15 protein-coding genes are annotated in these 24,022 nt (G+C 66.7%); 1 reads left to right on the top strand and 14 read right to left on the bottom strand.

All coding sequences use genetic code 11. The features are described from left to right. Positions 1 to 82: 82 nt before the first annotated feature. The 13 genes from WH265_RS01910 to WH265_RS01850 all read right to left on the bottom strand — a co-directional run bounded on the left by WH265_RS01910 (position 83) and on the right by WH265_RS01850 (position 20,417). The gene (locus tag WH265_RS01910; RefSeq protein ID WP_339557153.1) at positions 83 to 1,063 is read right to left on the bottom strand and encodes a type II secretion system F family protein; all 981 of its coding nucleotides are present in this window, start codon (positions 1,061 to 1,063) and stop codon (positions 83 to 85) included. Next, complete coding sequence (locus WH265_RS01905; RefSeq protein WP_339518568.1) at positions 1,060 to 2,385, bottom strand: CpaF family protein; 1,326 nt, start codon at positions 2,383 to 2,385, stop codon at positions 1,060 to 1,062. Before WH265_RS01905 ends, WH265_RS01910 begins: the two co-directional genes overlap by 4 nt. An 8-nt stretch (positions 2,386 to 2,393) precedes the next feature. Next, positions 2,394 to 3,845 (bottom strand): AAA family ATPase, encoded by a 1,452-nt coding sequence (locus WH265_RS01900; protein ID WP_339557152.1) that lies wholly within the window; start codon positions 3,843 to 3,845, stop codon positions 2,394 to 2,396. Between the two features lie 4 nt (positions 3,846 to 3,849). Further along, complete coding sequence (locus WH265_RS01895) at positions 3,850 to 5,247, bottom strand: type II and III secretion system protein family protein (RefSeq protein ID WP_339557151.1); 1,398 nt, start codon at positions 5,245 to 5,247, stop codon at positions 3,850 to 3,852. A gap of 99 nt (positions 5,248 to 5,346) precedes the next feature. After that, the gene (gene cpaB / locus WH265_RS01890) at positions 5,347 to 6,384 is read right to left on the bottom strand and encodes a Flp pilus assembly protein CpaB (RefSeq protein WP_339557150.1); all 1,038 of its coding nucleotides are present in this window, start codon (positions 6,382 to 6,384) and stop codon (positions 5,347 to 5,349) included. A gap of 125 nt (positions 6,385 to 6,509) precedes the next feature. Next, a complete protein-coding gene (locus tag WH265_RS01885; protein ID WP_339557149.1) occupies positions 6,510 to 7,064 on the bottom strand; it encodes an A24 family peptidase in 555 nt (184 codons plus the stop codon). Between the two features lie 10 nt (positions 7,065 to 7,074). Further along, the gene (locus tag WH265_RS01880; RefSeq protein ID WP_339557148.1) at positions 7,075 to 7,260 is read right to left on the bottom strand and encodes a Flp family type IVb pilin; all 186 of its coding nucleotides are present in this window, start codon (positions 7,258 to 7,260) and stop codon (positions 7,075 to 7,077) included. Between the two features lie 81 nt (positions 7,261 to 7,341). Further along, positions 7,342 to 9,255 (bottom strand): TolC family protein, encoded by a 1,914-nt coding sequence (locus tag WH265_RS01875; RefSeq protein WP_339557147.1) that lies wholly within the window; start codon positions 9,253 to 9,255, stop codon positions 7,342 to 7,344. 3 nt (positions 9,256 to 9,258) lie between these two features. Further along, positions 9,259 to 10,587, bottom strand: a complete 1,329-nt coding sequence (locus WH265_RS01870) for an HlyD family type I secretion periplasmic adaptor subunit (protein WP_339557146.1) — start codon at positions 10,585 to 10,587, stop codon at positions 9,259 to 9,261. Further along, complete coding sequence (locus tag WH265_RS01865) at positions 10,584 to 12,461, bottom strand: peptidase domain-containing ABC transporter (protein ID WP_339557145.1); 1,878 nt, start codon at positions 12,459 to 12,461, stop codon at positions 10,584 to 10,586. The genes WH265_RS01870 and WH265_RS01865 overlap by 4 nt, the downstream gene beginning before the upstream one ends. Before the next feature lie 299 nt (positions 12,462 to 12,760). Then, positions 12,761 to 14,296 carry a hypothetical protein gene (locus tag WH265_RS01860; RefSeq protein WP_339557144.1) on the bottom strand — a complete coding sequence of 512 codons (1,536 nt, stop codon included), beginning with the start codon at positions 14,294 to 14,296 and terminating at the stop codon, positions 12,761 to 12,763. A gap of 78 nt (positions 14,297 to 14,374) precedes the next feature. Beyond that, positions 14,375 to 14,893 (bottom strand): OmpA family protein, encoded by a 519-nt coding sequence (locus WH265_RS01855; protein ID WP_021028371.1) that lies wholly within the window; start codon positions 14,891 to 14,893, stop codon positions 14,375 to 14,377. 103 nt (positions 14,894 to 14,996) lie between these two features. Next, on the bottom strand, positions 14,997 to 20,417 hold the full coding sequence (locus tag WH265_RS01850; RefSeq protein WP_339557143.1) for a hypothetical protein: 5,421 nt from the start codon (positions 20,415 to 20,417) through the stop codon (positions 14,997 to 14,999). A 552-nt stretch (positions 20,418 to 20,969) separates the two neighbouring features. Between WH265_RS01850 and WH265_RS01845 the strand changes: the two genes are divergently transcribed. Next, positions 20,970 to 22,100, top strand: a complete 1,131-nt coding sequence (locus tag WH265_RS01845) for a L,D-transpeptidase Cds6 family protein (RefSeq protein ID WP_339557142.1) — start codon at positions 20,970 to 20,972, stop codon at positions 22,098 to 22,100. A gap of 111 nt (positions 22,101 to 22,211) precedes the next feature. Here the strand turns inward: WH265_RS01845 and WH265_RS01840 are convergent, their stop codons facing one another. After that, a complete protein-coding gene (locus tag WH265_RS01840) occupies positions 22,212 to 23,678 on the bottom strand; it encodes a hypothetical protein (RefSeq protein ID WP_339518546.1) in 1,467 nt (488 codons plus the stop codon). Positions 23,679 to 24,022 lie beyond the last annotated feature (344 nt).

The raw sequence follows: 24,022 nt of genomic DNA, 5'->3' as shown, positions 1-24,022 counted from the left end.
CCTCCGTGCAGCAAACAGGCTCTGGAGGAGGCGAATAACGGCGGTCGTTCAGGAATGTGGGTCGAGACATCAGTCGGACTCCCTATTTCAGGCGTGCCAGCCGGTACAGCAGAAAGGAGCCAAACACTTCCAGGCCTGCTGCGATAAAGATCATTTTTTGGCCGGTACCGTCTTGCCACAGCCGCAGGAAGTAGCCCTGGTTCAGCAGCATGATCAAGCTGCCCACGATGATGGGCAGCAAGGCCAGGATCCAAGCTGAAAGACGCACCTCGGTCGAGAGGGAATGGAGCTCGCGCTCGGCCGACTGGCGGTCACGGATATAGGCGGACACACGTTCGAGCACCTGGTCCACCCGGCCGCCGTAGCGCGTGCTCATGCGGAAGACGGCAGCGAGCAGCCCGAACTCGGCCAGCTTCCAGGTGCGCTCCAACTGGGTCATCGCCTGGCCCAGGTCGGGTGAGACGCTGAGCGAGGCATTGACATGCTGCAGGGCACTGCCCAGCGGCTCGGGCACATTGCCGCTGGCAAACTGGAAGGCGGCATGGGGCGAGTTGCCGATGGAGATCAGGCGCACCATATTGTCCAGAAAGCCCGGCAGCAGCGAGAGCATCTTGGCGCGGCGCTTGCTCACCCGGTGCCAAATGCCAAACCAGGTCAGCAGCGCATAGACGGCCAGCACCATCAGACCCAGCAAAGCACCTGCTTGCAGTGCCACCAGACACGCGAGTAACAGCCCGAGCCCGGCGATCATGACCAGGCCGCGCGGGCTGATGCCCCAGGCGCCATAGCCCAGATGGTCATACAGCCATTGCCGCGCCGAGGCCGAGGGCGTGAGTGCAGCAGGCAAGGCTGCAGAAGCTCTGGGGTCGGCTGCCATGCCGGGCATCGGTGCGGCGGCAGAAGGGGCCAGCAGATCGCGCTGGATATCGCGGCTGCGCTGCATATGGCCGGCAATCGATTGCCGGGCCTGCTGCTGGCGCGCACGGGAGAACAGCCACAGCGCCAGGGCCAGCAGCGCGCAGGCGAGGGCGGCGATGACCAGGACGGCGGGGTGGAGGTTCATCGTGGTCCTCCGCTGCTGCCTGCCTGCTGCTGGCCCCGCCACCAGGCCAGCAATTTGGGCGAATGCGGCGAGATGCCCATGGAGACCCACTGGTCCTGTTCCTGGCCGTCGGGGCCGGTCTGGGCCTCGTAGCGGTAGAGCTCCTGGGTGGAGATCATGTTGTCCGTCATGCCAGTCACCTCGGTCAGTGACAGCAGGCGCCGGCGGCCGTTGGAGAGGCGGCCGATCTGCACGATAAAGTCCACCGCATTGGCAATCTGGCGGCGCAGGCTCACTTCGCTGCCCTGAAAGCCGGCAAAGCCGGCCAGCATCTCGGCGCGGTAGAGGCATTCGCGCGGCGAGCTGGCATGGATGGTGCCCATGGAGCCATCGTGGCCGGTGTTCATCGCCTGGAGCAGCTCCAGCACTTCGCCGCTGCGCACTTCGCCCACGATGATGCGGTCGGGCCGCATGCGCAGGCTGTTGACCAGCAGGTCGCGGATGCTCACATGGCCCGAGCCATCGAAGCTGCCCGGGCGGCTCTCCAGCCGCACGACATGGCTGTGGTTCAGGGCGAGCTCGGCGGTGTCCTCGATGGTCACAATGCGCTCGTTGCTCGGGATAAAGCTGGCCAGGGCGTTGAGCAAGGAGGTCTTGCCCGAGCTGGTGCCGCCGCTCACCAGGATGTTGCAGCGTGCCTTGACGGCCATCTCCAGAATGCGGCAGATGTCTTCGCTGAAGCTGCCCAGCTCGACCAGGTCTTTGGGTGTGAGCGGGTCCTTGCGGAACTTGCGGATCGAGACCGTGGGGCCGTCGATGGCCAGCGGGCCGATGATCACATTGATACGGCCGCCATCGGGCAGGCGGGCATCGACCATGGGGCTGGATTCGTCCAGGCGCCGCCCCAGCGGCGCCAGAATGCGCCGCACGATGCGTAGCACATGCTCGTCGTCCTTGAAGTGCGAGGCCTCGCGCTCGAGCATGCCGCCGCGCGAGACATAGATGTCGCGGTAGCCATTGATGAGGATGTCCTCGACGCGCGCATCTTCCAGGAGCGGCTGCAGCGGGCCCAGGCCGGTGAGCTCACGGCTGAGCGCCTCGGCCACCTGGCGGGCCTCTTGCTCATTGACCGGTACCGCATGCAGTCGGATAAAACTGTCGAGCTCGAGCTTCACAAACTGCGCAATCGCCGCCTGGGACCAGCGGCCAAACTCCGCCCCCAGCTCCTCGATGCGGCTGAGCAGGTGCTCATAGGCATGGTTCTTGAGATCGGCAAGCAGCTGGGCATGCTGCAGGTTCTCGCTGGCAGCGGCGGCGGAGGTGGTGTAGTCCGTGGTCGTCATGGTGGTTTTCAGTGTCCGCGCAGGCGCTGGAGAAGGTGTTGCAAGGGCCCGGCCGCGCCGCTGCGGTGGCCCACACGCTGTGGATGGTGCGCGGCCAGCAGCTGGTCGGCGAGCTGGCCGACCGCCTTCACATAGGGCTCGCTGCGGCGCTGCGCCTGCAGCAGCAGGCCCCGGTTGACCTCCTGCATCAGTGGCCGGCGGCGCTCGGGAATGCTGCCAAGCAAGGGCAGTTGCAGCTGCGCCGCCATGTGGCTGGCCGCCAGCTCCAGCCGGCTGTCATGGCGGTTCACGATCAGCTCGATGCGCTCGGGCGCAATGCCGATGGCCTGCAGTTGCTGCAGGAGCTCGGCAGTCCAGACCACGCTGGCCACGCTCTGGTCGCAGACCAGCCAGATCTGGCTGGCCTGGGGCAGCACCTCGGCCATCACCGGCAGGGGCGTGTCGGCGCCCAGGTCCAGCACCAGGTGCTCAAAATACTGGCCCAGGCGCTGGACCAGCGCGTCGATCTCTCCGGCCGCTGGCAGCGCAGCATGGCGCGGCATGGTCAGCAGCCGCAGGCCGCTGGGGTGGCGCGACAGCGCGCTGGCCGCCATGCGCTTGTCCAGGCGCCGTTGCTGGCTGAGCGCATCGGCCAGGCTGAACTCGCCCGGGGTGTTGAGGTAGATGGCGCAATCTCCGCCCGAGGCGCCCATGTCCAGCAGCAAGGCATGCAAGCTCTGCGCATCGGCTGTGTGGCTGGCAGGCACAGCAGCCTTGCCGCTGCGCGCAGGGCTCAGGCCCTCTTGCAGATGCCAGGCCAGGTGCGATGCCAGCAGGCTGCAACCCAGGCCGGCACGCGCCGAGAGCAGCGCGGTGATGGGCGCGGCATCAGCACGGCGCTGGTCTAAGGCCGCCGGGCGGGCCAGCAATTGGCTCACCACGCGCTGGGCCGGGTCCAGCGGTGCATCCAGATCCAGGAAATCCTGCACGCCGGCGCGCAATGCTGCCAGCAGGCATGGGGCGTCTTGTGCATGGCCAATCGCCAGGCGCGGGATATGCGGAAAGGCCTGCTGCAGCTGGGCCACCAGCGCCGTGGCGGCATCGACATTGGCGCTGTCAAACTGCACCAGCACCGCCTGGGGCTGCAGCTGCTGCACTTGCTCGGCCACCGTATACAGGCTGGGGGCGACATGGGGCTGGGCACCGCCCAGCAGCCGCTGCATCCAGACCAGCGCCAGCGCGCCTTGCGGCGCGGGCGCCTGCACCAGCAGCAGTGGCACGGTGGCTGGGCTGTCGCCTGCGGGGTTGGCGGTGGCAGGCACGGGGGTCAGTGAGGGCGGCACGGCGCGCAGGGCCGGGCGCTCGCTGGCATCTGCCGGCGCAGGCCGGACCTGCCCGGGCCTGGGGGTGAGCAGGTCGGCCAGCGAGGGGCTCTCGGGCGCGGAGCCTGCACTGTGGGGGGCGAGCGAGTCCTTGTTCATGGCATCAGTACGAAAAGCCGGGCAGGGGCGAGTCGGCATAGGGCGCGCCTACCGCATACGGCGCCCAGACGCGGCCCGCATTGGGCAGCTCCTGCTGCGCGCCGGGCAGCAGTGCCTCCAGGTTGGTGCCCGCCGGCAGCGGCTGCACCAGGCGGGGCGTGACGATGATCACCAGCTCGGTCTCTTCCTGCGAATAGTTCAGGTTCTTGAAGAAGGTGCCCAGGATGGGCAGGTCACCGAGCAAGGGCACCTTGTTGACATTGGACAGGGTCGAGCGGCTGACCAGGCCGCCAATGACAAAGCTCTCGCCATCGGCCAGCTCGACAAAGGTGTCGGCACGCCGGGTGCGCAGCGCGGGCACCGAGATGTCATTGATCGTCACGCCCTGGGTGTAGTCCAGGTCGCTCGCTTCGGGCGCCACCTTGAGCGCGATGCGTTCGTTGGACAGAATGGTCGGCGTCAGCTGCAGCTTGACGCCAAACTCCTTGTACTGGATGGAAATGCTGTTGCTGCCGCCACTGGGCACGGGGATCGGGATTTCGCCGCCGGCCAGAAAGCTTGCGGTCTGGCCGCTGTGGGCCACCAGGGTGGGCTTGGCCAGCACGCGCGCCAGGCCATTGCCCTCCAAAAAACCCAGCTGCGCGGTAATGCCCCGGCCGCTGAAGGCCCGGCCAAAGCCAAGCACCAGGTTCATCGCGCTGGCAATGGCTGAGGTGCCCCCGTCGGTACCGCTGCCGTTGCCACTGCTGCCACTCGACGAGCCACTGCTGCTGCCATTGCTGCCCGGGGTGTAGACCCCAAACTGGAAGCCATGGTCATTGGCGCCGCCGCTGTTGAGCTGTACGCCGGCGCGCCGCATGGCCGACTTTTTGAACTCCACGACCTGCACATCGACCTGCACGGTATTGCTGCGCACATCCACCTGGGCGCGGTCGGTCAACGGCGTGCCTTTGGGCGCAGTGGCCGCCAGCTCTGCCGAGGCGCGCGCGTGCTCGGGGAGGGACTGCAGGCGCCGCTCCAGCAAGAGGCGCGGGCCGCTGACCACAACGCTCCAGGTCTGCGGTTCGCCCTGGCTGGGCCAGACCATCAAGGTGGTGCTGCCAGCGGCCTTGGGGGTCAGCAGCAGCTCGGCCGGGCGGGCGGGGCGCGGGGCGGCAGCCTTGCCAGCGGCGGGTTTGCCCGTTTGGGGCAATTCGCCCAGCACCTGCACATCCAGCACGGCCGGGTCGCCAATGGCGATGCGTGCAATGGCGATGCCAGGTTTGAACAGCTGCTGCTGGCCTTGCACCAGCGCCAAGGGTTGCGCGCTCAGGGCAGCGGGGGCCAGAGGCTGGGCCTGCACGGCCAAGGCGCTGGCCAGCAGCGGCAGCCAGGCGGCGGATGCGAGTGCGGTGGTTCTCATAGTCGGTTCCCTCGTCTGTCTCGTTCTGGTTCCGGGCCTTGCGGGCCCGTGTGCGCCTGTGGTGGCGCGGTCAACAGGGGCTGACAACCCCGGCTGCCATCAATAACGTACGGTCTGCACGCTGGCGCCTTGGTAGACCTCCAGCGTGCGTGCTGGCGCCAGGGGCGCGGCCGGCGCTGGCGCCTTGGCCTGCGTGACGGTGGCAGGGCGGCGCACCGGCTTGCTGTCGGCGCCCGTTGCCAGGTCCTTGAAGCGCAGGCCGGCAAAGGAGCGGTCCATGTCCTGCAGCTCCTCGCCCTTGGCCAGCTTGCCTGCTACCGGCTGCAGCACCGTGGGCAGCGTCGCGAACAGCGCTGGATCGGGCACGCGGCTGTCATCGGGGTGGCGCAATGCCAGGCTCAACTGGCCATATTTCTCGGCCAGGGTCAAGCGCTCCACATCCTGCAAAGGCACGGCCAGCACGGCGGTGGCAGCACTGCGCGCCGCTTGGGTATCTTGGGTATTTCGCCTGGCCGCATTGGCGCTGCTGCCGGACTTGGCCGCCTCTTGCTCTTCCTGCTGGCGCTGGGCCTGGGTGAGTGGCGGGTTCTCGACACTGGCTGCGCCATAGGCCAGCACCCGGGTGCGCGCCAGAAGCAGCCGGGTCTGGCTGTCCACCTCGGCCGCGTCGGTCTTGCCGTCCAGCGTAAAGAACACATCGACAAAATCGCCGGGGCGCACATGGTGGCCGGCGGCCATGGCCTCGCGGATACCGACCGACACCGCGCGTTGCCCGGGCTCGACCTGCAAGGCCAAGCCGCTGATCAGCTGCTGCTCAAAGAGCGGTGCATCGGCCACCAACGCCATCGTGGTCGTGCGGCCCAGCAGTGCATCGGTGTTGGAGAAGCTGGAGGCCACGGCGACTGGCAGCTGGGCGATCTTGAGGTCGTCTGCCACCAGGCGCTGGCCTGCCGCAATGGACTTGGCTGCGACCACGACGGCATGGGTGGGCGCTGGCTTGCCGGCATCACCGCTGCTGGCATCTGCTATTGGCGTAGTGGGCCGGTTGGCTGATTGGCGGCCCAGCAGCAAGGCGCCCAGGCCCAGGGCCAAGGCAAGGACCAGCAGCAGGCCGGCCAGTATCTTGGTGAGGTTCATGGTCGAGGGCTCCTAGAAGTTGAAAGCGGCATATGCTTTGCTGTCGCGGCAGCGCGTGCGGCCCAGGGGGCGACAGCAAAACACATGGGCGGTGGAGGTGGAAAGAGGTGCATGCCAGCAGTCCTTCAACCCTGGAAAGGCACGGAGTTGCGCATCATCAGCACGATCGCCACCAGGGCCATATAGCCGGCATAGGGAATGCTGCGCTGGGGACCACGGGGGCGGTCGTTGGCGGGCGCATCTGCACCGGCTGCCAGTACGGGTTGCAGCATGGGCAGCCTGGCCAGCAGAAGCGCGCCTTGGGGACTGCGCAGCAGGACGCGGCATCCCAATACGACCATGCTGTGCAGACCGGCAAGCAGGCTTGCACCCAGCCAGATGGCCAGCAGATAGGGGGACAGTCCAAACCACAGCCCAGCCACCGCCGCAAACTTGACATCCCCGGCGCCCATCCAGCGGATGGCGTACAGCGGCAGCAGGGCGACAAAGGCCACCGCCATACCTGCCAGGCCTTGCCAGGCCATCAAGTCGAACGGTTGTGCACCTCCGAACAGTGCTGCCAAGCCTGTGGCCAGGCCCAGCAGCACCATCCAGTTGCGCACCTTTCGGCTGCGCAGGTCCATGACTGCTATGGCGACGAGCCACAGCAGCAGGATCCAGGTGAAGGCAGTGGTAGCCACGTTGATGGGTTTAGGGGGCTGCTGTGCCAGCGGTGGTTAATGCCGTGCTGATCTTCGCGAAAACCACTGCCAGTTTGTCACCGATCTGTGTCAGCGAAAGAAGCAGGCCGACGGCAATCAGCCCCGCAATCAACCCATACTCAATGGCGGTCGCGCCTTCTTCATCGTTCCAGAAGTTCTTGATGATGTTGGTCATGATGCTCTCCATTTACATAGCCCAGCTGAAAAACAGTGGCAGGCGTGGGCAAGCGCCTGTCGCTGTGGAAACCCGTACCTCTTACCAGCGCAGAGCGCGCGGCGCACCAGGGCCTTGCGGCTGGCTGAGCAGCTGCGTGTCCCATCGGTGGTCCAGGCGCAGCGGCAGGTGCTGCGCAGTCAAAACAGGGGCAGAGGTATACGTTGTTCCAGGCCGGGCGGGGGCTGCGCGGCTGCCAGCCAGTGGCGCGGGGCCAGGGCCGGTAAAGGGGCGCTGCGCAGCGGCAGGCGCGGGGGCATTCGCAGAGCGCTGGGCAAAGAGCTGGTCCAGCCAGTGCTCGGGCAAGTCGCGGGGCAGCAACTGGCCGGTGGTGCGGGTCAGGCGCAATTCATTGATGCGCTGGTCATACATGGCGTCGGCGGCGTCCAGCATCAGGCGCTGTACGTCGAGCTGGGCATCGAGCACCTGCGAGAGGTTGCCCCGGCCCACTTCCAACAGGCGCCGGTAGCCTTCAAAGGCGGCACTGGCTTCGCGCACGGCATCGCGCAGCTGGGCCTCGCGGGCGCGGCCTGCCTGCCAGCGGCCCCAGGCGGACGACGCAGCCTCATGCACCTGGCGGCGCACGGCCTCTTGCTGGGCTTGCTGGGCCTGCAGCTCGCTGATGGCCTTGAGGATGCGGTCGCGCAGCTCAAAGCCATTGCCAAAGTTCCAGTTCAGCTCCACACCGTAGCGCGTGCCTTCGGTGTAGAGCACGCTCTTGGGATCGCGCGTGTGCGAGACCACTGCAGCCACCGTGGGCCAGCGCTGGGCCTTGCTGCGCTCGACCTCGGCCTGGGCGCGCTCGATCAGGTGGCCGATCTCGCGCAGCTCGGCGCTTTGGTCCTCGGCGGCCAGCAGCGCCGCTTGCTCATTGGTCGGCACCCAGAAGCTGGGCACCTGGGGCTCGGGCAGCCAGGACAGGCTGGGGATGTAGTTGAAGAACCGGGTAAAGCGGGCCTGCGCATCGATGCGCTGGGCCTCCAGCGCATTTTGCTGGGCCAGTGCGCTGGCGCGGCGCGATGCGGCCTGGCGCAGGTCATTGCGGCCGACGGCGCCCAGTTCGGCGCGGCGCTCTTCGACCCGGGCGAGCTGGCCGATGATCTCGGCCGACTCGGCAGCAATGCGGGCCTTGGTCTGGAAGCGGTGCAGCTCGAGCAAGGCCGACAGCGCATCGAGCAGCACATTCTGGCGCGTGGTGTAGAGGGCGCTGCCTTGCGCTGCTTCCATGGCCTGGGCCGACTCGATGCCGGCGCTGATGGCGCCGCCATCGAGCAGATTCATGCGCACCTCGGCGTTCACCGCCGTGTACGAGCTGCGCCGCCCGCCCTGGGGCAGGGCCGCATTGCCGGCCGAGGTGCCCAGTTTGAAGCTGGGCCAGCGCGCGCCCTCAGCCGTGTGGGTGTCGTAGCCGGCTGATTCGACAGCAGCACGTGCCTTGCGCACATCGGGGTGGTCGCTCAGCATCGTGTAGAGCGCTGTAAGCAGCTGCTGCTGGGACGCGTTGCCCGCGAGTGTGCCGGGCATCAGCTTGGGTGCCAGCTGCAAGGCGGCGGCAGGTGCGGTGCTGGCGGGAATGACGGGGGCGGCCGGCGTGGGAGCAGCCATTTCTGCGCTCGCGGTGGGCGCGTTGCTGCTGGCAAGCGCAGGCGCGCTATCGCGGCTTTCTGGCGCAGCTTCGGCCATCTGCACGCGCAGCGGCATCTCCAGCACCGGCGTGGCATCGGCCTGGCTGGCCTCCTGCGCCGGCACGGTGCCATCGGAGAAGCCCTGCGCCTGCAGATCGCTGCTCGCCCAGGCCATGGTGAGCGCGCAGACAATCCCCCAGACCGAGGCGCCCTGCGGCTCGGCGCGCCCGGGGCAAGCCAGGCGCGGCTGGGCCGCCAGGTAGCGCGCTGGCAGGCTGGCCGCCTGGCCAAGCGGCATGCTGCTAAGGGGTGCGGGGGCAAAGAGGCGCATCGCTCAAGGCTCCCGGAAAGCTTCGCTCTGGATATGCAGCACGGGGCGCAGCAAATACCAGATAAAGGGTTCACGGCCCAGCAGCAGATCGAGCTCGGCCTGCATGCCGGTGGTGATGCGGTTGTCCTTGCGGCCGACCCAGGGCTGGGCCAGGCTGGCCTGGATGCGGAAATACGAGGGCGCATCGGGCACGTTCGGGTCGTGGTCGGCGTCGGCCGAGACCAGGGTGACCTTGCCGGGCACAAAGCCATAGCGCAGGTAGTCATAGGCGCTGACCTTGGCCTTGGTTTCCTGGCCTGCGCGCACATAGCCCCGGTCGGCCGGGTTCAGGCGGGCTTCGACGATGACCTCATCCTTGTCGGGCACGACTTCCAAGATCGCCTCGCCAGGCTTGACCACCCAGCCGGCGCCCGAGCTGCGCAGCCCTTTGACGACGCCATCGGTCGGGGCCAGCACCACCGTGCGGCTGCGCTGGTTGCGGGCGCGGGACAGGTCTTCGCTCAGGCTGAGCAGCTCGCGCTCGGTCTGGGCCAGCTCTTCAGAAGCACGGCGGCGGAACGCGCCCTGGGTCTCCAGAATCTTGGCCTGGGCCTGCTCGACCTTGGCGCGGTTGCTGACCAGGCTTTGCACGGCGGCGGCCAGATCGGTGCGCACCAGGGTCAGGGCACGTTGCTTGTCCAGCACTTCGAGCTGGCCAATCAGCTGCTCGGCCGCCAGTTGCTGGGCAATGCCGGCCTCTTGCTCGTGCAAGGCCAGGCTGCTGCGCAGGCCGTCGATACGGGCCTGGCTTTGGGCCACATCGCCCCGGGCCTGCAGCAGCATGGCCTGGCTGGACGCGAGACTGCCCTGGTATTCCAGCGCCCGTGAGGAGAAGGCGCCCAGCTCGGCGCGCACAATCTTGTTCTCGAGCTCGCGCGGGAAATCCGTTGCCTTGAGCGCCAGGCCCTGGCTCTCGGCCGTGAGGCGCGTGCGGCTGGCCTGCGCGGTGGCGCTGCGGGCCGTCAACTGCTCCAGGTTCAGGCTGCTGCCGCCCAGGTCAATTTCGAGCAGCGGCTCGCCCTTGTGGACTTCCTGGCCTTCCTTGACATGCACGGTGGTGACGATGCCGCCTTCCAGATGCTGCACGGTCTGCACGCGGTCGGAGGGAATCACCTGGCCGCTGGCGACCACGACATTCTCGACCGGGTAGAACAGGCCCACCAGCACCAGCACGCCCAGGGCCGCCAGCACGATGCGGCGCTGGTTGCGGCCGGGCTGGGGCGTGCCGGGTACCGGTGGCCGCTCCAGGTTTTGCAGCACCTGGGGTAGGTGGTGAAGGGAGCGGGCCGTCATGATGCCAACTCCTGGGCCTGCGCCGGGCCGGATGCGGCCGATGGCTTGGCGGCAGCCGCGCTGCTGCGCGAGGCAGGCGCTTCGTTGGCGGCAGCCGCTGGCTTGCTGCTGACGCCAAAGAGCAGCGGCAGCATGTGCTCTGGCTGGCCCTGGTCCACCTGGCCGTCACCACGCACATGGTAGATGTGCTGGGCGAGCGATGCGACGCGCAGCGAATGGGTGACGATGATGACCGTGTGCTTGGTCGCAATCTGGCGCAGGGTTTGCAGCAGCGCGGTTTCGCTCTCGAAATCCAGGTCGTTGCTGGGCTCGTCCAAGATCAGCACCGAGGGGTTGCGCAAGAACAGCTGGGCCAGGCCAAGCTTGCGCAGCTCGCCGGCCGACAGGCCCGCGCCGCCTTCGCCCAGGATGGTCTGGTAGCCCTGGGGCAGGCGGCTGATAAAGCTGTGCGCGCCCGACAGCTGGCAGGCTGCCAGAATCTGGCCGTCATCGGCATCGGGGCTGACCATGCGCAAGATATCGACAATCGGGCCGCTGAACCAGTAGGTTTGCTGCGCCAGGCAGCCCACCCAGCGGCCCAGGTCATTGCGCGGGAACTGCGCCATGTCGTACTCGTCGATCGAGATCGTGCCTTGCGTGGGCTGGTACAGGCCGGCGAGCAGCTTGGCCAGGGTGGATTTGCCCGCGCCATTGCGGCCCAGGATCGCATGGATGCCGCCGGGGCCGATCTGCAGCGACACCTGGTCCAGTGCCAAGTGGCCTGAGGGGTACTGGAAGCTGGCCTGCTCCAAGCGAAACACGCCGCGCGGGCGGGGCAGCGCAATGCGCTGGCTCTCAGGCTCCAGCGGCTCTTCCAGTGCTTCTTGCAGGCGGGCTGTGGCTTCGTTGGCGCGGGCGAGCGAGCGCCAGTTGCTGGCCAGCTGGGCAATCGGGCCCAGGGCCTTGCCCGACAGCAGATTCACCGCCATCAGGCTGCCGATGCTCATCCACTGCGCATTGATGGCCAGCGCGCCCACGGTGATGACGGCGACCGAGAACAAGGTCAGCAGCACATGGCTGGTTTCCTTGGCGTTTTCCATCTCGCCGTTTTTGTCAAAGCTCTCGGCCAGCCAGCGGTCATAGCCCGATTGCCAGGCCTGCTGGGCCGCTGCGTCATAGCCCAGCACCTTGAGGGTGCCGCGCGCATTGCAGATCTCGGCCGTGCCCCGGTCGAGCTGGCGCGCCTGCTCGACTTCTTCGACCCGGCCACTGCGCACCTCATCGGCCCACCACCAGGCCAGCACGCCCAGCACGACCATGGCCACCACGATCACCGGCAGCACGGGCCAGGCGATGATGCCGATCACGATCAGCGCGAGCAGGGCCATTGGCAGATCCAGCACCGAGGAGGCCACGCCGCCCGAGATGCAAGAGCGCATCGAGCCGACATCGCGAAACAGCTGCAACCACTGCGTGGCCGAGCGCTGCTCCAGGGTGAGCAGCGGGTGCGCCAGCATGGAGCGCATCAGGCTTTGTGAGACTTCGCGGTCGATCGTGGCGCCCGCTTCCCGCAGCGCACGGGCGCGCTTGCGGCGCAGGTACAGCTCGAGCGCCAGCATGCACAGCACGCCGGCCACCATGGCGGTGAGCGTGGCGGTGCCGCCGCGCGAGATGACACGGTTATAGACCTGCAGCAGGAAGATCGAGGGCAGCAGCCCCAGCAGGCTGATGGGCAGTGACAGCCAGACGGCCTGGTGCAAATGGCCTTTGGCATGGGCGAACGACGTCGCCATAGCAGCAGCGAACGGGCTGGCCGTCGCCGCTTCGGCCTCCTGGGCCTGCGCCGTGGCTTCGGTGCGTGACACCAAGGCGCGGGGTAGCAGGTACTCGATCATGTTGGTCTCTCCCAATTCCTCTCAGCGATCCACTGTTGCGCTGCACAAATACACTATTTATTTATTGGTTTTTCTTATTAACTCGGAAACTCGACTGCGGTTTAGTCCGCCATTTCTTGTAATTTACTTTGATTTTTATCAAACATAGCGCGGATCGGTGATGGTAAGAAATTGTATTTTTTTATGACAAATGTCTCCCGCCCAGATACTAAATATAGGGGTTGTATAAATATTGGCGGAGCGGGAGTCTTAAAGCTTTTTTCTATGTAAATGTTCAACAAATTGAGGGTATTTGCTAATCAATAATTAATTAATTGCGGAACAGCAATATGGTGAATCCACTGGTAAATACGCCAGCTGTTGGCCTGTAAAGGGTCTGCACCCATAAATGGCTCAATAAAAGCGGCTTGCTCTCGCGCATCGGGCGCCATAAACATGGCCGCTTCGGGGTGGAGGTATTGCGGCAGCTGGGCTTGCAAGGTTTTGCGCAGCGCAGCCAGCCAGCTGCAGCTTTGCAGGTGGCTGCGGGCCTTGGCCAAGCCCGGTTGCAGGGCCAGCTCGGCCACCGCCACCACAGACCAATCGGGCTGCGCCGAGGAGGCGCCCCCATGGGCCAGCAGGTGCCACTGCAGCCAGTGCCGGGTCAGCGCTTCGAGCGCTGCCATCTCAGGCGTGGCCATGCTGGTGGTACTGGCGCTGTTGCCTAGGGCGGCGCCGGGTGGGGGGGCTGGCGCATCGCTGGGCGCTGCGACCGCAGTGGATGCGCAGCCCAGCGCACTCATGCAATCGGCATAGGCGGCCAGCGCCACCAGGCGCCAGGCAGGCGCCAATGCGGCCGGTTTGGGCGTGGGCAGTGGCGGCTGCAACTCGCTGTGCGCGGTCTGGCCCTTGCCGGGGGCCAGGCGCTGGGCCAGTTCGGCCATGACTGGCAGCACGGCGTCCAGCGGCTCGCTGCGCTGGCTTTGTGCATAGCGGGCCAGTACCAGCAGGCACAACGCGTGGTGCAAGCGCTGCGTCCCTTCTGCCTGGTGGATCTGGATCTGCTGGCACAGCTGCAGCGCAGCACGGCCCAGCAGTTGGGACAGGCCGCGCTGCTGGGGGGGCGCCTGGCCAGTCTGTGGCTGGCAGTGCTGCTGCACCAGCAGCAGTGCATAGATGCGCGCGCAAAAGGCCTCCAGGCGCTCGTTGCTCCAGGGGCTGTTTGCCGGCTCGGGCACGGCCAGCGCCTGCAGCATCGCGATGCTGGCCTCGCTCTGGGGCAAGGCGGCGCCGCTGGCCTGCAACGGGGGCAGGTCAGCGCGCGGCAGCTGCGTCAAATAACCTTCGCTGTTGACAAACAGGCCTTGCAGATGCAGCAGCCAGTACGCACGGGGCAGGCGTTCCGGCTGCTCGCCCATGCCGGGCAGCCATGCGCTCGGTGCCGGGGCCGTGCTGGACCAACGCTGGGGCGGCACCAGTTGCACCTGCTCCAGGCTCTCGTCGGCCAGCGCCCAGGCTGAAACCGCCGGGCGCGGGCTGGCGGATGCGGCACCGCCTTGCAGCGCACTGATATGCGAGGGCCAGTCAATGCGCAGCTCCAGGCAGTCGAGGCTGCGGCTCCAGGCCCATTGCCGCACCTGGGTGGTGCCGGCGCGCCAGGCCGCCTCCAGCGTGGCGCGGCGCACATAGAAGGTCGCTACAGGCTCTCCTGGTGTTGCCACGCTCAGCAGCAAGATGCAGTCGCCAAACGGCTCGGGCAGGGGGCTGGTGCGGGTTTTCAAATAGTCCAGGCCCAGGCCCAGTTGCTGGACCAGGCTGGGCTGTTTGCTCCAGCGGTGGGGTGCTTGGTGCGCCAACACATGTCCTCCAGGGGCTGAGACAAGGGAAGCGGCATGGCGATGCAGGGCGCCATGCCTTGCCAGGGCATGGGGCACTCAGCGGTATTCGAACTCGACCCGGCGGTTGCGCTGGTGGGCCTCTTCGCTGCTGCCGGTATCGGCCAGGCGTTCCTTGCCATAGCTCACGGCCTCGACACGGGCGGGATCCACCCCCAGGGTCTGCAAGCTGCTGCGCACCGACTCGGCCCGTTTTTGGCCCAGCGCCAGGTTGTATTCGATGCCGCCGCGCGCATCGGTGTGGCCCTGCAAGGTCAGCGACTGGCCAGGGTGGCTGCGCATCCAGCGTGCATGGCTCTCCAGCACGGGGCGGTCAGCCGGACGCACGGTGTAGGAGTCAAAGTCGAAATACACGGTATGGGCCGTATCGGCCGGCCCCTTGTTGCCCGGCTGTGCGGTGGCCACGACCGGCGCCACGCCCGATTGGGCGGGCTCGGCCGCAGGTTTGGACAGCGCGTAATGGTGCTCCTCACGTTTGGAGGTGGTGGAGCTGCTGCCGCAGGCCGCAAGGCCCAGGGCCAGAGCGGCGGCGACAGAAAGAGGGAGAAGTTTGAACATGGCAATCCTTGATGGGGCCCCGCGCTTGCCTGGAAACCAGGCAAGCGCTGCAGACCCATGGGGATGGAAGCGGGTCACTGATCCGCGCAGGGCGCGCTGAGCATCAGGCCAGTTGGTGGTGCAGCAGGTCTTGCGGCAGCACGCTGTGTGCATCGCCGCTGGCCACACTGCTGATGGCAGTAGCCACCGGCTGCAGCGCGCTGCCGGCCGTGCTGGCCACGAAGTGCGGCGCTGCCGTGCCGCCCAGCAAGCCACCCAACCCGCCGCTGCCGCCCAGCAGACCCCCTACGAGGCCGTGCTCACCGGTGATGCCCGAGAGCAGACCGGTGCTGCCGCCGAGCAGGCCGCCGACTATGCCGCTGTCACCCAGCAAGCCGCTGACCAGGCCCGTGTTGCCGGTCAGGCCGCCCAGCAGCCCCCCCGTTGCGCCGCTGCTGCCCAGCACGCTGCCCAGTACGCCCTGGTCACCGAGCAGGCCGTCCACCACACCGCCCAGGCCCGCTGCTGCGCCGCCCGAGGTGGTGCCACCCAGCCCGGCCAGGACATCGTGTACGGCCGATACCACCGGCTCCAGTGCCTGGCCCGTCTCCTGCGTCAGGCCATTGACCGCCGAGGTCACAACGCCCAAGGGGCCGCTGCTGGTGCTGGTCAGGTTGTCGATCACACTGGTCACCGGTGCCAGTACGCCGCTTTGCGGATCCAGCAAGGTATCGACCACCGCGTTGACCGGCGCTGCGACGGTGCCGCCGACCAGGTCACCGACCAGGTTCTGCGCCGTGGTCACAACACCGCTGCCATCGGCGCCACCGGAGCCATTGCCCAGCAGCCCGCCCAGCAAGCCGCCGTCACCGGTCAGGCCACCGAGCAGTCCACCTTCGCCGGTGATGCCGCCCAACAAGCCGCCATTGCCGCCGACGACGCCACCCAGCAGGCCACCGTCACCGGTCAAACCGCCAAGCAGTCCAGCTTCGCCGGTGATGCCGCCCAACAAGCCGCCATTGCCGCCGACGACGCCACCCAGCAGACCACCGTCACCAGTCAGACCGCCGAGCAGTCCACCTTCGCCGGTGAGACCGCCCAACAGGCCGCCATTGCCGCCAACAACACCACCCAGCAGGCCACCGTCACCGGTCAGGCCACCGAGCAGGCCGCCTTCTCCCGTCAATCCGCCCAGCAAGCCGCCGACCGCACCACCGGAGGTGCCGCCGCTCAGGCCCGCAATAACATCGTGTACGGCAGAGACGACCGGCTCCAGCGCCTGGCCAGGCACTTGGGTGAGCCCATTGGCCACCGAGGTCACGACACCCAAGGGGCCGCTGCCGCTCTGGGTCAGGCTCTCGACAATGCTGGTCACTGGCGCCAATACGCCGCTTTGTGGATCCAGCAGGGTATCGACCACCGCATTGACCGGCGCTGCGACGGTGCCGCCGACCAGGTCACCCACCAGGTTCTGTGCCGTAGTGACTACACCGCTGCCATCGGCCCCGCCGGAGCCGGAGCCCAGCAATCCGCCGAGCAGGCCGCCGTCACCGGTCAGCCCACCCAGCAAGCCGCCATTGCCGCCGACCACGCCACCGAGCAGGCCGCCTTCGCCGGTGAGGCCGCCCAACAGGCCGCCATTGCCACCGACAACGCCGCCAAGCAAACCGCCTTCACCAGTCAGACCGCCGAGCAGTCCGCCTTCGCCGGTGAGGCCACCCAACAGGCCGCCATTGCCGCCGACCACGCCGCCCAGCAGACCGCCTTCACCGGTCAGACCGCCGAGCAGACCGCCTTCGCCGGTGAGGCCACCCAACAGGCCACCATTGCCGCCGACAACACCACCCAGCAGACCGCCATCACCGGTCAGGCCACCCAACAGGCCTCCTTCACCAGTAAGGCCGCCGAGCAAGCCGCCGACTGCGCCACCGGATGCGCCGCCGCTCAGAACTGCGACAACATCGTGCACGGCAGAGACGACCGGCTCCAGCGCCTGGCCAGGCACCTGGGTCAGGCCATTGGCCACCGAGGTGACAGCGCCGAGCGGGCCGCTGCCGGTATGGGTGAGGCTTTCCACCACGCTGGTCACAGGGGCCAACGCGCCGCTTTGTGGATTGAGGAGGGTATCGACCACGGCATTGACCGGTGCTGCAGCCGTGCCGCCGACCAGGTCGCTCACCAGGTTCTGTGCCGTCGTCACTGCGCCGCTGCCATCGGTGCCGCCAGAGCCGGAGCCCAGCAGCCCGCCGAGCAGACCGCCTTCGCCGGTGAGGCCACCCAGCAGGCCGCCATTGCCGCCAACAACGCCGCCGAGCAGACCGCCTTCGCCCGTCAGGCCGCCAAGCAGACCACCGTCGCCGGTCAAGCCGCCCAGCAGACCGCCTTCACCGGTGAGGCCTCCCAGCAGGCCGCCATTGCCGCCCACAAGGCCTCCCAGCACGCCGCCGACCACGGTACCAATCAGGCCGCCGCCCAGTCCGCCGCCGGCACCACCGTCGCCGATGCTGCCCAGGCCGGCAATCAGCTCGTTCAAGGTACCGATGACGGGTTGCAGCCCTTGGCCTTCCACCTGGGTGAGGCCGCTGACCAACTGGGTCAATACGCCCAGCGGGCCGCCTTCGACCGAGGTCAGGCCTTCGAGCACCGAAGTTACCGTGGCCAGGGTGCCCGTGCCGGGGTTGAGCAAGCTGTCGAGCAGCTGGCCCACTGGCTCGGCGACCGTGCCGCCGAGCAGGCCATCGACCACATCCTGCGCCGTGGTCACCAGGCCGCCATCGGTCGCGCCGCCACCAGGGACCAGGCCGCCCAGCACATCGCCGACGATGCTGCCGATCAAACCGCCGCCCAAGCCACCGCCCAGGCCGCCTTCACCGATGCTGCCCAGGCCGGCAATCAGCTCGTTCAAGGTGCCGATGACGGGCTGAAGGCCTTGGCCTTCGACCTGGGTCAGACCACTGACCAGCTCGGTCAGCACGCCCAGCGGGCCGCCTTCGACCGAGGTCAGGCCTTCGAGCACGGTGGTCACCGTGGCCAAGGTGCCCGTGCCGGGGTTAAGCAGACTATCGAGCAGCTGGCCGACCGGTTCGGCCACGGTGCCGCCCAGCAGGCCATCGACGACATCCTGCACGGTGGTGACCAGGCCGCCATCGGTGGCTCCGCCACCGGGCACCAGACCGCCCAGCACGCCATCGACGATGCTGCCGATGATGCCGCCGCCCAGGCCGCCTTCGCCTACATTGCCCAAGCCGGCAATCAGCTCGTTCAAGGTGCCGATGACGGGCTGCAGCGCCTGGCCTTCGACCTGGGTAAGGCCACTGACCAGCTCGGTCAGCACACCCAGCGGGCCGCCGTCTACCGAGGTCAGGCCTTCGAGCACCGAGGTGACGGTGGCGAGGGTGCCGCTGCCGGGGTTAAGCAGGCTGTCGAGCAGCTGGCCGACTGGCTCGGCCACGGTACCGCCCAGCAGGCCATCGACCACCTCTTGGACCGTCGTCACCAGACCGCCGTCGGTCGCGCCACCGCCAGGCACCAGACCGCCGAGGATGCTGTCGACGATGGAGCCGATCAGGCCGCCACCGATACCGCCTTCACCAATGCTGCCCAAGCCGGCAATCAACTCGTTCAAGGTACCGATCAGCGGTTGCAATGCCTGGCCGTCCACTTGGGTGAGGCCATTGACCAACTCGGTCAAAACACCCAGCGGGCCGCCTTCCACACTGGTCAGGCCTTCGAGCAAACCGGTCACGGTTGCAAGCGTGCCATCGCTGGGGTGCAGCAGGCTGTCGATCAGCTGGCCCACCGGCTCTGCCACGGTGCCGCCCAGCAAACCGTCCACCACTTCTTGCACCGTGGTCACGATGCCGGGGCCGTCCGTACCGCCGGGAGGCGTGCCGGAGCCGCCGCCCAGCAAGCCGCCCAGCAGACCACCAACGCCCGCAAGCAGCTCACCCAGCGGACTGCTCTCACCGAGCAGGCCGCCCAGCACCTGGTTCACCAGACCGGGAATGCCTTCGGTGGATGTGGGATCGCCCAGACCTGCGATCAGCTGGTTGAGCGTGGCCACCAGCGGCTCCAGCCCTTGGTCCTGGATATTGACCAGGCCATCGACCAGCTCGGTCAGCACACCCAGAGGACCACCATTGGTGTTCGTCAACTGCTCCAGCACGCTGGTTACCACCGCGAGGGTTCCCGTCGAGGGGTTGATCAACGAATTGACCAGATCCGTGACGGGCGCCACCAAGGTGCCTCCGCCCAGTGCCCCCAGTACGTCCTCGACCGAGGTGATCAGCCCATGGCCGTCCGTCGGATCGGTGGGGTTGGTTGGATCCGTAGGGTTGGTCGGGTTGGTTGGATTCGTCGGATCCGTGGGGTTGGTTGGATTGGTCGGGTTGGTGGGGTCCGTTGGGTTAGTCGGATTGGTAGGGTTGGTCGGGTCCGTGGGGTTCGTAGGGTTGGTTGGATTGGTGGGATCCGTAGGGTTGGTCGGGTTCGTCGGATTGGTGGGATCCGTGGGGTTGGTTGGGTTGGTCGGGTTCGTAGGATTCGTCGGATTGGTAGGGTCCGTCGGATTTGTTGGGTTGGTGGGGTTGGTCGGATTGGTGGGATCCGTGGGATTGGTTGGATTGGTCGGGTTCGTAGGATCCGTCGGGTTGGTCGGGTTGGTGGGGTTCGTAGGGTTGGTTGGATTCGTTGGATCCGTAGGATTGGTTGGATTGGTCGGGTTCGTAGGATCCGTCGGATTGGTCGGATTCGTTGGGTTAGTCGGGTTCGTTGGATTGGTGGGGTTGGTCGGGTTCGTAGGATTTGTGGGGTTCGTTGGATTGGTAGGGTTGGTCGGATCCGTGGGATTGGTCGGATTCGTTGGGTTGGTTGGATCGGTGGGGTTGGTCGGATCCGTAGGACTGGTGGGGTCCGTCGGATTGGTAGGGTTGGTGGGATTGGTCGGATCCGTGGGGTTGGTAGGGTTCGTTGGATTGGTGGGGTTGATGGGCGGCGTGCGGTCGTCGTCGTCATCGCCGCTGTCCAGCGCCGCAGCGATCAGCGCGCCGCCACCAATGCCGACCAGGCCGGCGAGCAGAAAATCGCCCAAGGTGGAGCCACCGGCTTCGGCCGTTTCCTGGGTCACCACCAGGCCCAAGGCGTCGGTGTCGTCACCGGCAGGGGCTACATCGACCTTGCCCGAGGCGAGGTCCAGCGCCATCGCGCCTGTGCCGTCGGCGCCTGCCTGGTAGCCCAGCGTGGCCTCGGTGCCACCTGCAAATGTGCCCACCAGCTTCTGGCCACCGGCACCGCTGAACTGCGCCTGCGCGCTCCCATCGGCTGGCACGATGATCTTGTCGCCCACTTGCAAGGCCGTGCCTGCGGGGGCCGCCATCGTCTGGCCCTCACGCACGATCTGCACGCCGGCGCTGGCCTGGGACAGCGTGGCAGGGGTGCCTTTGGCCGATGCGGCCATCGCTGCGCCACTGCCGGTTTGGGATGCCATGCCGTGGGTGGCCAGTGCAGCAGCTGCGGTATTCGAGGGGAGGGCGGTGGAGGTGGTCATTTTCTCTGTCCTGTAGAAAATTGAAATATCAAACGCAAGGGCTCCGACTTGCCTCGCGAGGCTTATCTGGGCGGAGACTGTGCAACTTGCGTGCCATGGATTTGTTTTTTATCTGCGTTCATTTGGTATTTCATAAGTCATTGAAATTTATGAATAAATATATTTGCTTGCGGATGGATTGCAGTTTAAAAACTATGGTTTGATCTGGCGTTTAAGCAATGTCCAATGTTGTTCCCTCAGGCGTTACGTAACGTTCTGTGGTTATGGCGGAGCATTTCTGTAAATATTTGCTGCTTGGCGTATAAATAGGATTTAAATCATGATCCTGTGGTATCCATAAAAATTTACATAATGAATCGGGTGGCGGGCTCGCATACTATTTCTGCTGTCTCTTGCCGCATTCGTGTTTCTCCTGGTCACTGCGGCGCCGGCTTAAAGAAGCTGTTCAAAGAAATTCGTTGTATTTCCCCTGTTTCCATGACTTTTAAAAAGCCATCTATGCGCATCGCGTCTCGTCATTTCTCTCCCCCTCTCTGGTTAAGGCAGGCACGGTTGCCAAAGTTGGTGGCTGCGCTGTGCTCAGGCGGTGCGGCCGTATTGCTGGCACTGCCCGCCCATGCCGCACGCGAAGTGGATGCGGTGGCCCAGCTGCTGGAGCAGGGCCAGACCGAGCAGGCAGCAGCGCAGGCCGACCAGTTTTTGCAGCTGAACCCCCAGGACGCCGAGATGCGCTTTTTGCGCGGCGTGATCGCCACCGAGCAAAAGCAGCAGACCCAAGCCATCCAGATCTTTTCGGCGCTGGCACGCGACTACCCGGCCATGCCCGAGCCCTACAACAACCTGGCCGTGCTGTATGCCGCCCAGGGCCAGGACCGCAAGGCCGTCGATGCGCTGGAGCAGGCCATCCGTGCCCAGCCCGGCTATGCCACCGCCTATGAAAACCTGGGTGATCTGTATGCGCGCATGGCCAGCCAGTCCTATGGCAAGGCCTTGGAGTTGGACAGCGCCCGCCAGGGCATTGCGCCCAAGCAGGCGCTGATCGCGCAGATTGCGCCTGGCAGGCATGGGGCTGCGGTGCCAGTGACAGCGGTGGCAGCAGCCGCGCCGCCCGCCCCGGGCTTGACCCCGGTGCAAGCTGCGGCTGCGGTACCTGCACCCGCACCTGCACCCGAGCCTGTGATGGCAGAGCGCATCTCCTCGGCAACCCCGCTGCAGCTGGCCGCTGCAGAGGCGGCACGGTCATCGGCCAAGTCATCGGACAGGCCCGCAGCCAGTGCCGCCGCCAAAGCAAGCCCGGCGCCGGACGCCGCACCTGCCGCGACGGACTTGCAGACGCTGGATGGCTCCCCTGCCGCGGTGGAGGCCGCCGTGCAGGCCTGGGCCCAGGCCTGGGCCCAGCAAGACATGGATGCCTACCTGGCCGCCTATAGCCCCGCCTTCAAACCCGCCGATGGCAGCAGCCTGGCGGCGTGGAAGCAGTCACGCCGCCAGCGCATTGCGGGCAAGTCTGAGATCAGCGTGGCGCTCAGCGATGTGCAGGTGGCCGTTGACGGCCCACGCGCCACGGCCCGCTTTGTGCAGGCCTATGCGGCAGGCGCGCTCAAGAGCAACTCCCGCAAGACCTTGGTGCTGCAGCCCGAGCAAGGGCAGTGGCGCATTGTGCGTGAGACCGTGGGGCGCTGACACCCCGTTTGAACAGAACAAGGCGCCTGCCCTTTTGGAGCAGGCGCCTTGGTTTTGAGGGTGCAAAGGGCCGTTACGCCAGGCGCTGCGGCTGCCGGGTACCTATAGCGCTTATGAGCGTGCCTGCGACAGGTTGGCGAAGCTCACCGCCGCGCTGATGGTGATCAGCAGCTGGCTGGCCACGCGGCAGTCGGTAACGGGCGCCTGCAGCGCGCCGCTGCTCCAGCGCTGGCGGCTGGCCTGCGTATGGGGCAGCTTGGGCCAGACCATGCGCTGGTAGCAGGTCTTGAACAGCGACTGCATGCCTGAGAAAAACTGGCTGCGCTGGGCATGGCTGGCAAACAGTGGTTTGCCGTGCTGCAAAGAGCATTCCATCAGCGCGGCCGACACCCAGGGCTCGGGGTGCAGCTTGCTGTGTTCCTCGTCCTGCGCCAGGGCCTGCAGCTGCTGCCAGGCGGCATGCAGCCATGGGCTGTCGCCGTCTGCAGCGGGGCTGCCAGTGGCAGCTTGCAGGTCCGAGGGCTGCTGCCCACTCTTTTGCAGGCTTTGCAAGGCCAGCTGGGCCCAGGGGGCGGTGGCACCTGCGCCGCGAGCGGCCTTGCCATGGAGCTGCTGCGACAGCAGGCCGATCAGGTCGCGCAGCGCGGTGGCGCAGCCGGCGCCCGGGTAGAGGTGGACATACTGCACCAGCACGATCAGGCTCATGGCCTTGAGCAGGTCGCTGCCGCATTCATGCAGGCTCCAGCGCTGCATCTGCTCGGCCTGGTAGGCAATGGCGCGGTGTATGGTCATCGACGCGCTTGGCGTCGGTGCGCTTTGGCGCTGGGTGAGCAGCAAGGCGTAGGTGATGCCCAGGTGGTCGACCAAGGTGCTGGCTTCGGGCCAACTGCCGTCTTCGCTTTGGCTGCGGGCCAGCAGCTCCTGCGTGGCCTGGTAGATGGCCGAGGCCGCGCTGCCGTGGCTGCCCCGGGGTGCCGAGGGATCGGGGCGGGGCAGGGTGCGCATCTCTCCGAGCGGGCTGATGTGCAGGCCTTCGAGCAGCAGTTGCCAGCGGCCCTGCGTGCTGGCGGGCACCGGATCGCTCAGCAGCTGCAGGCGGGCGAGCGAGCGAGTCATGCGGTGGCTGAGCAGCGCGAGCATCTCGGCGCGCTCCTGCGCGCTGTCGGCCAGGCTCCAGGACTGGCGCAGGTCGGACAGCGCATCCTGCGGGTCATCCCCGGGCAGCGGCAGCACGGCGGTCGCCCAGTCGATGCGCAGCTCCACGCCCGTCGCATTGAAGGCCCAGGCCCATTGGCGCATGCGCGCAGCGCCCTCCGTCCAGGCATCGGCAACGCTGGGCTGCTGGATGCTGAAGCTGGTGATGGGCAGGTTCTGCGCGGTGATGGTGAAGAACATCAGGCAGCCGTCATAGGGCTGGGGCAGATCCACCGCCTGCTGCGCCACAAAGCGGGCAGCCAGGCTCAGCTGGTGGGCCAGGCCGGGTGCGCAATGCACCTCCATGCACAGATGGCGCTCCTGCGCTTCGTCGAACAGCGTCTCGCAGACCTCTGGGCTGAGCAAGGGGGCGTTGTGGGTCATGTGCAGGTCTCCGGTCTGGGGGCTGGCCTCAAGGGCAAATGCCCAGGCCTTGTCTTTAGGAGTGCAACTCCTGTGCCAGCCTGTGAACCCGTTTTGGTTACATCTGTGAAATTTAAAAGTTTGTTGTTTTAAATGATTATTTTTATTTTCTGTGGCCCAAGGGTGCGGCGCAGGAGGCAGTTTTTCGGCCACTTGTTACGGAGGTGTTACGTAACGTTCGTGCTTTGTGCGGGGAGCGTTCCACCGCCCGGCAGCCGGCCCCTGGCGCAGGCAGGGTCTGTATAATCGGCCGGTTTTTGGCGCGCGCCAGGCGGGGCTTTTTCTGCCAACGGATGTGTGTACAG

The sequence above is a fragment of the Comamonas sp. MYb396 genome (assembly GCF_037479555.1).
Classification (GTDB): Bacteria; Pseudomonadota; Gammaproteobacteria; order Burkholderiales; family Burkholderiaceae_C; genus Comamonas.
The sequence above is the reverse complement of the archived record's forward strand: the minus strand, read 5'-3'. Positions and strand labels throughout refer to the sequence as shown.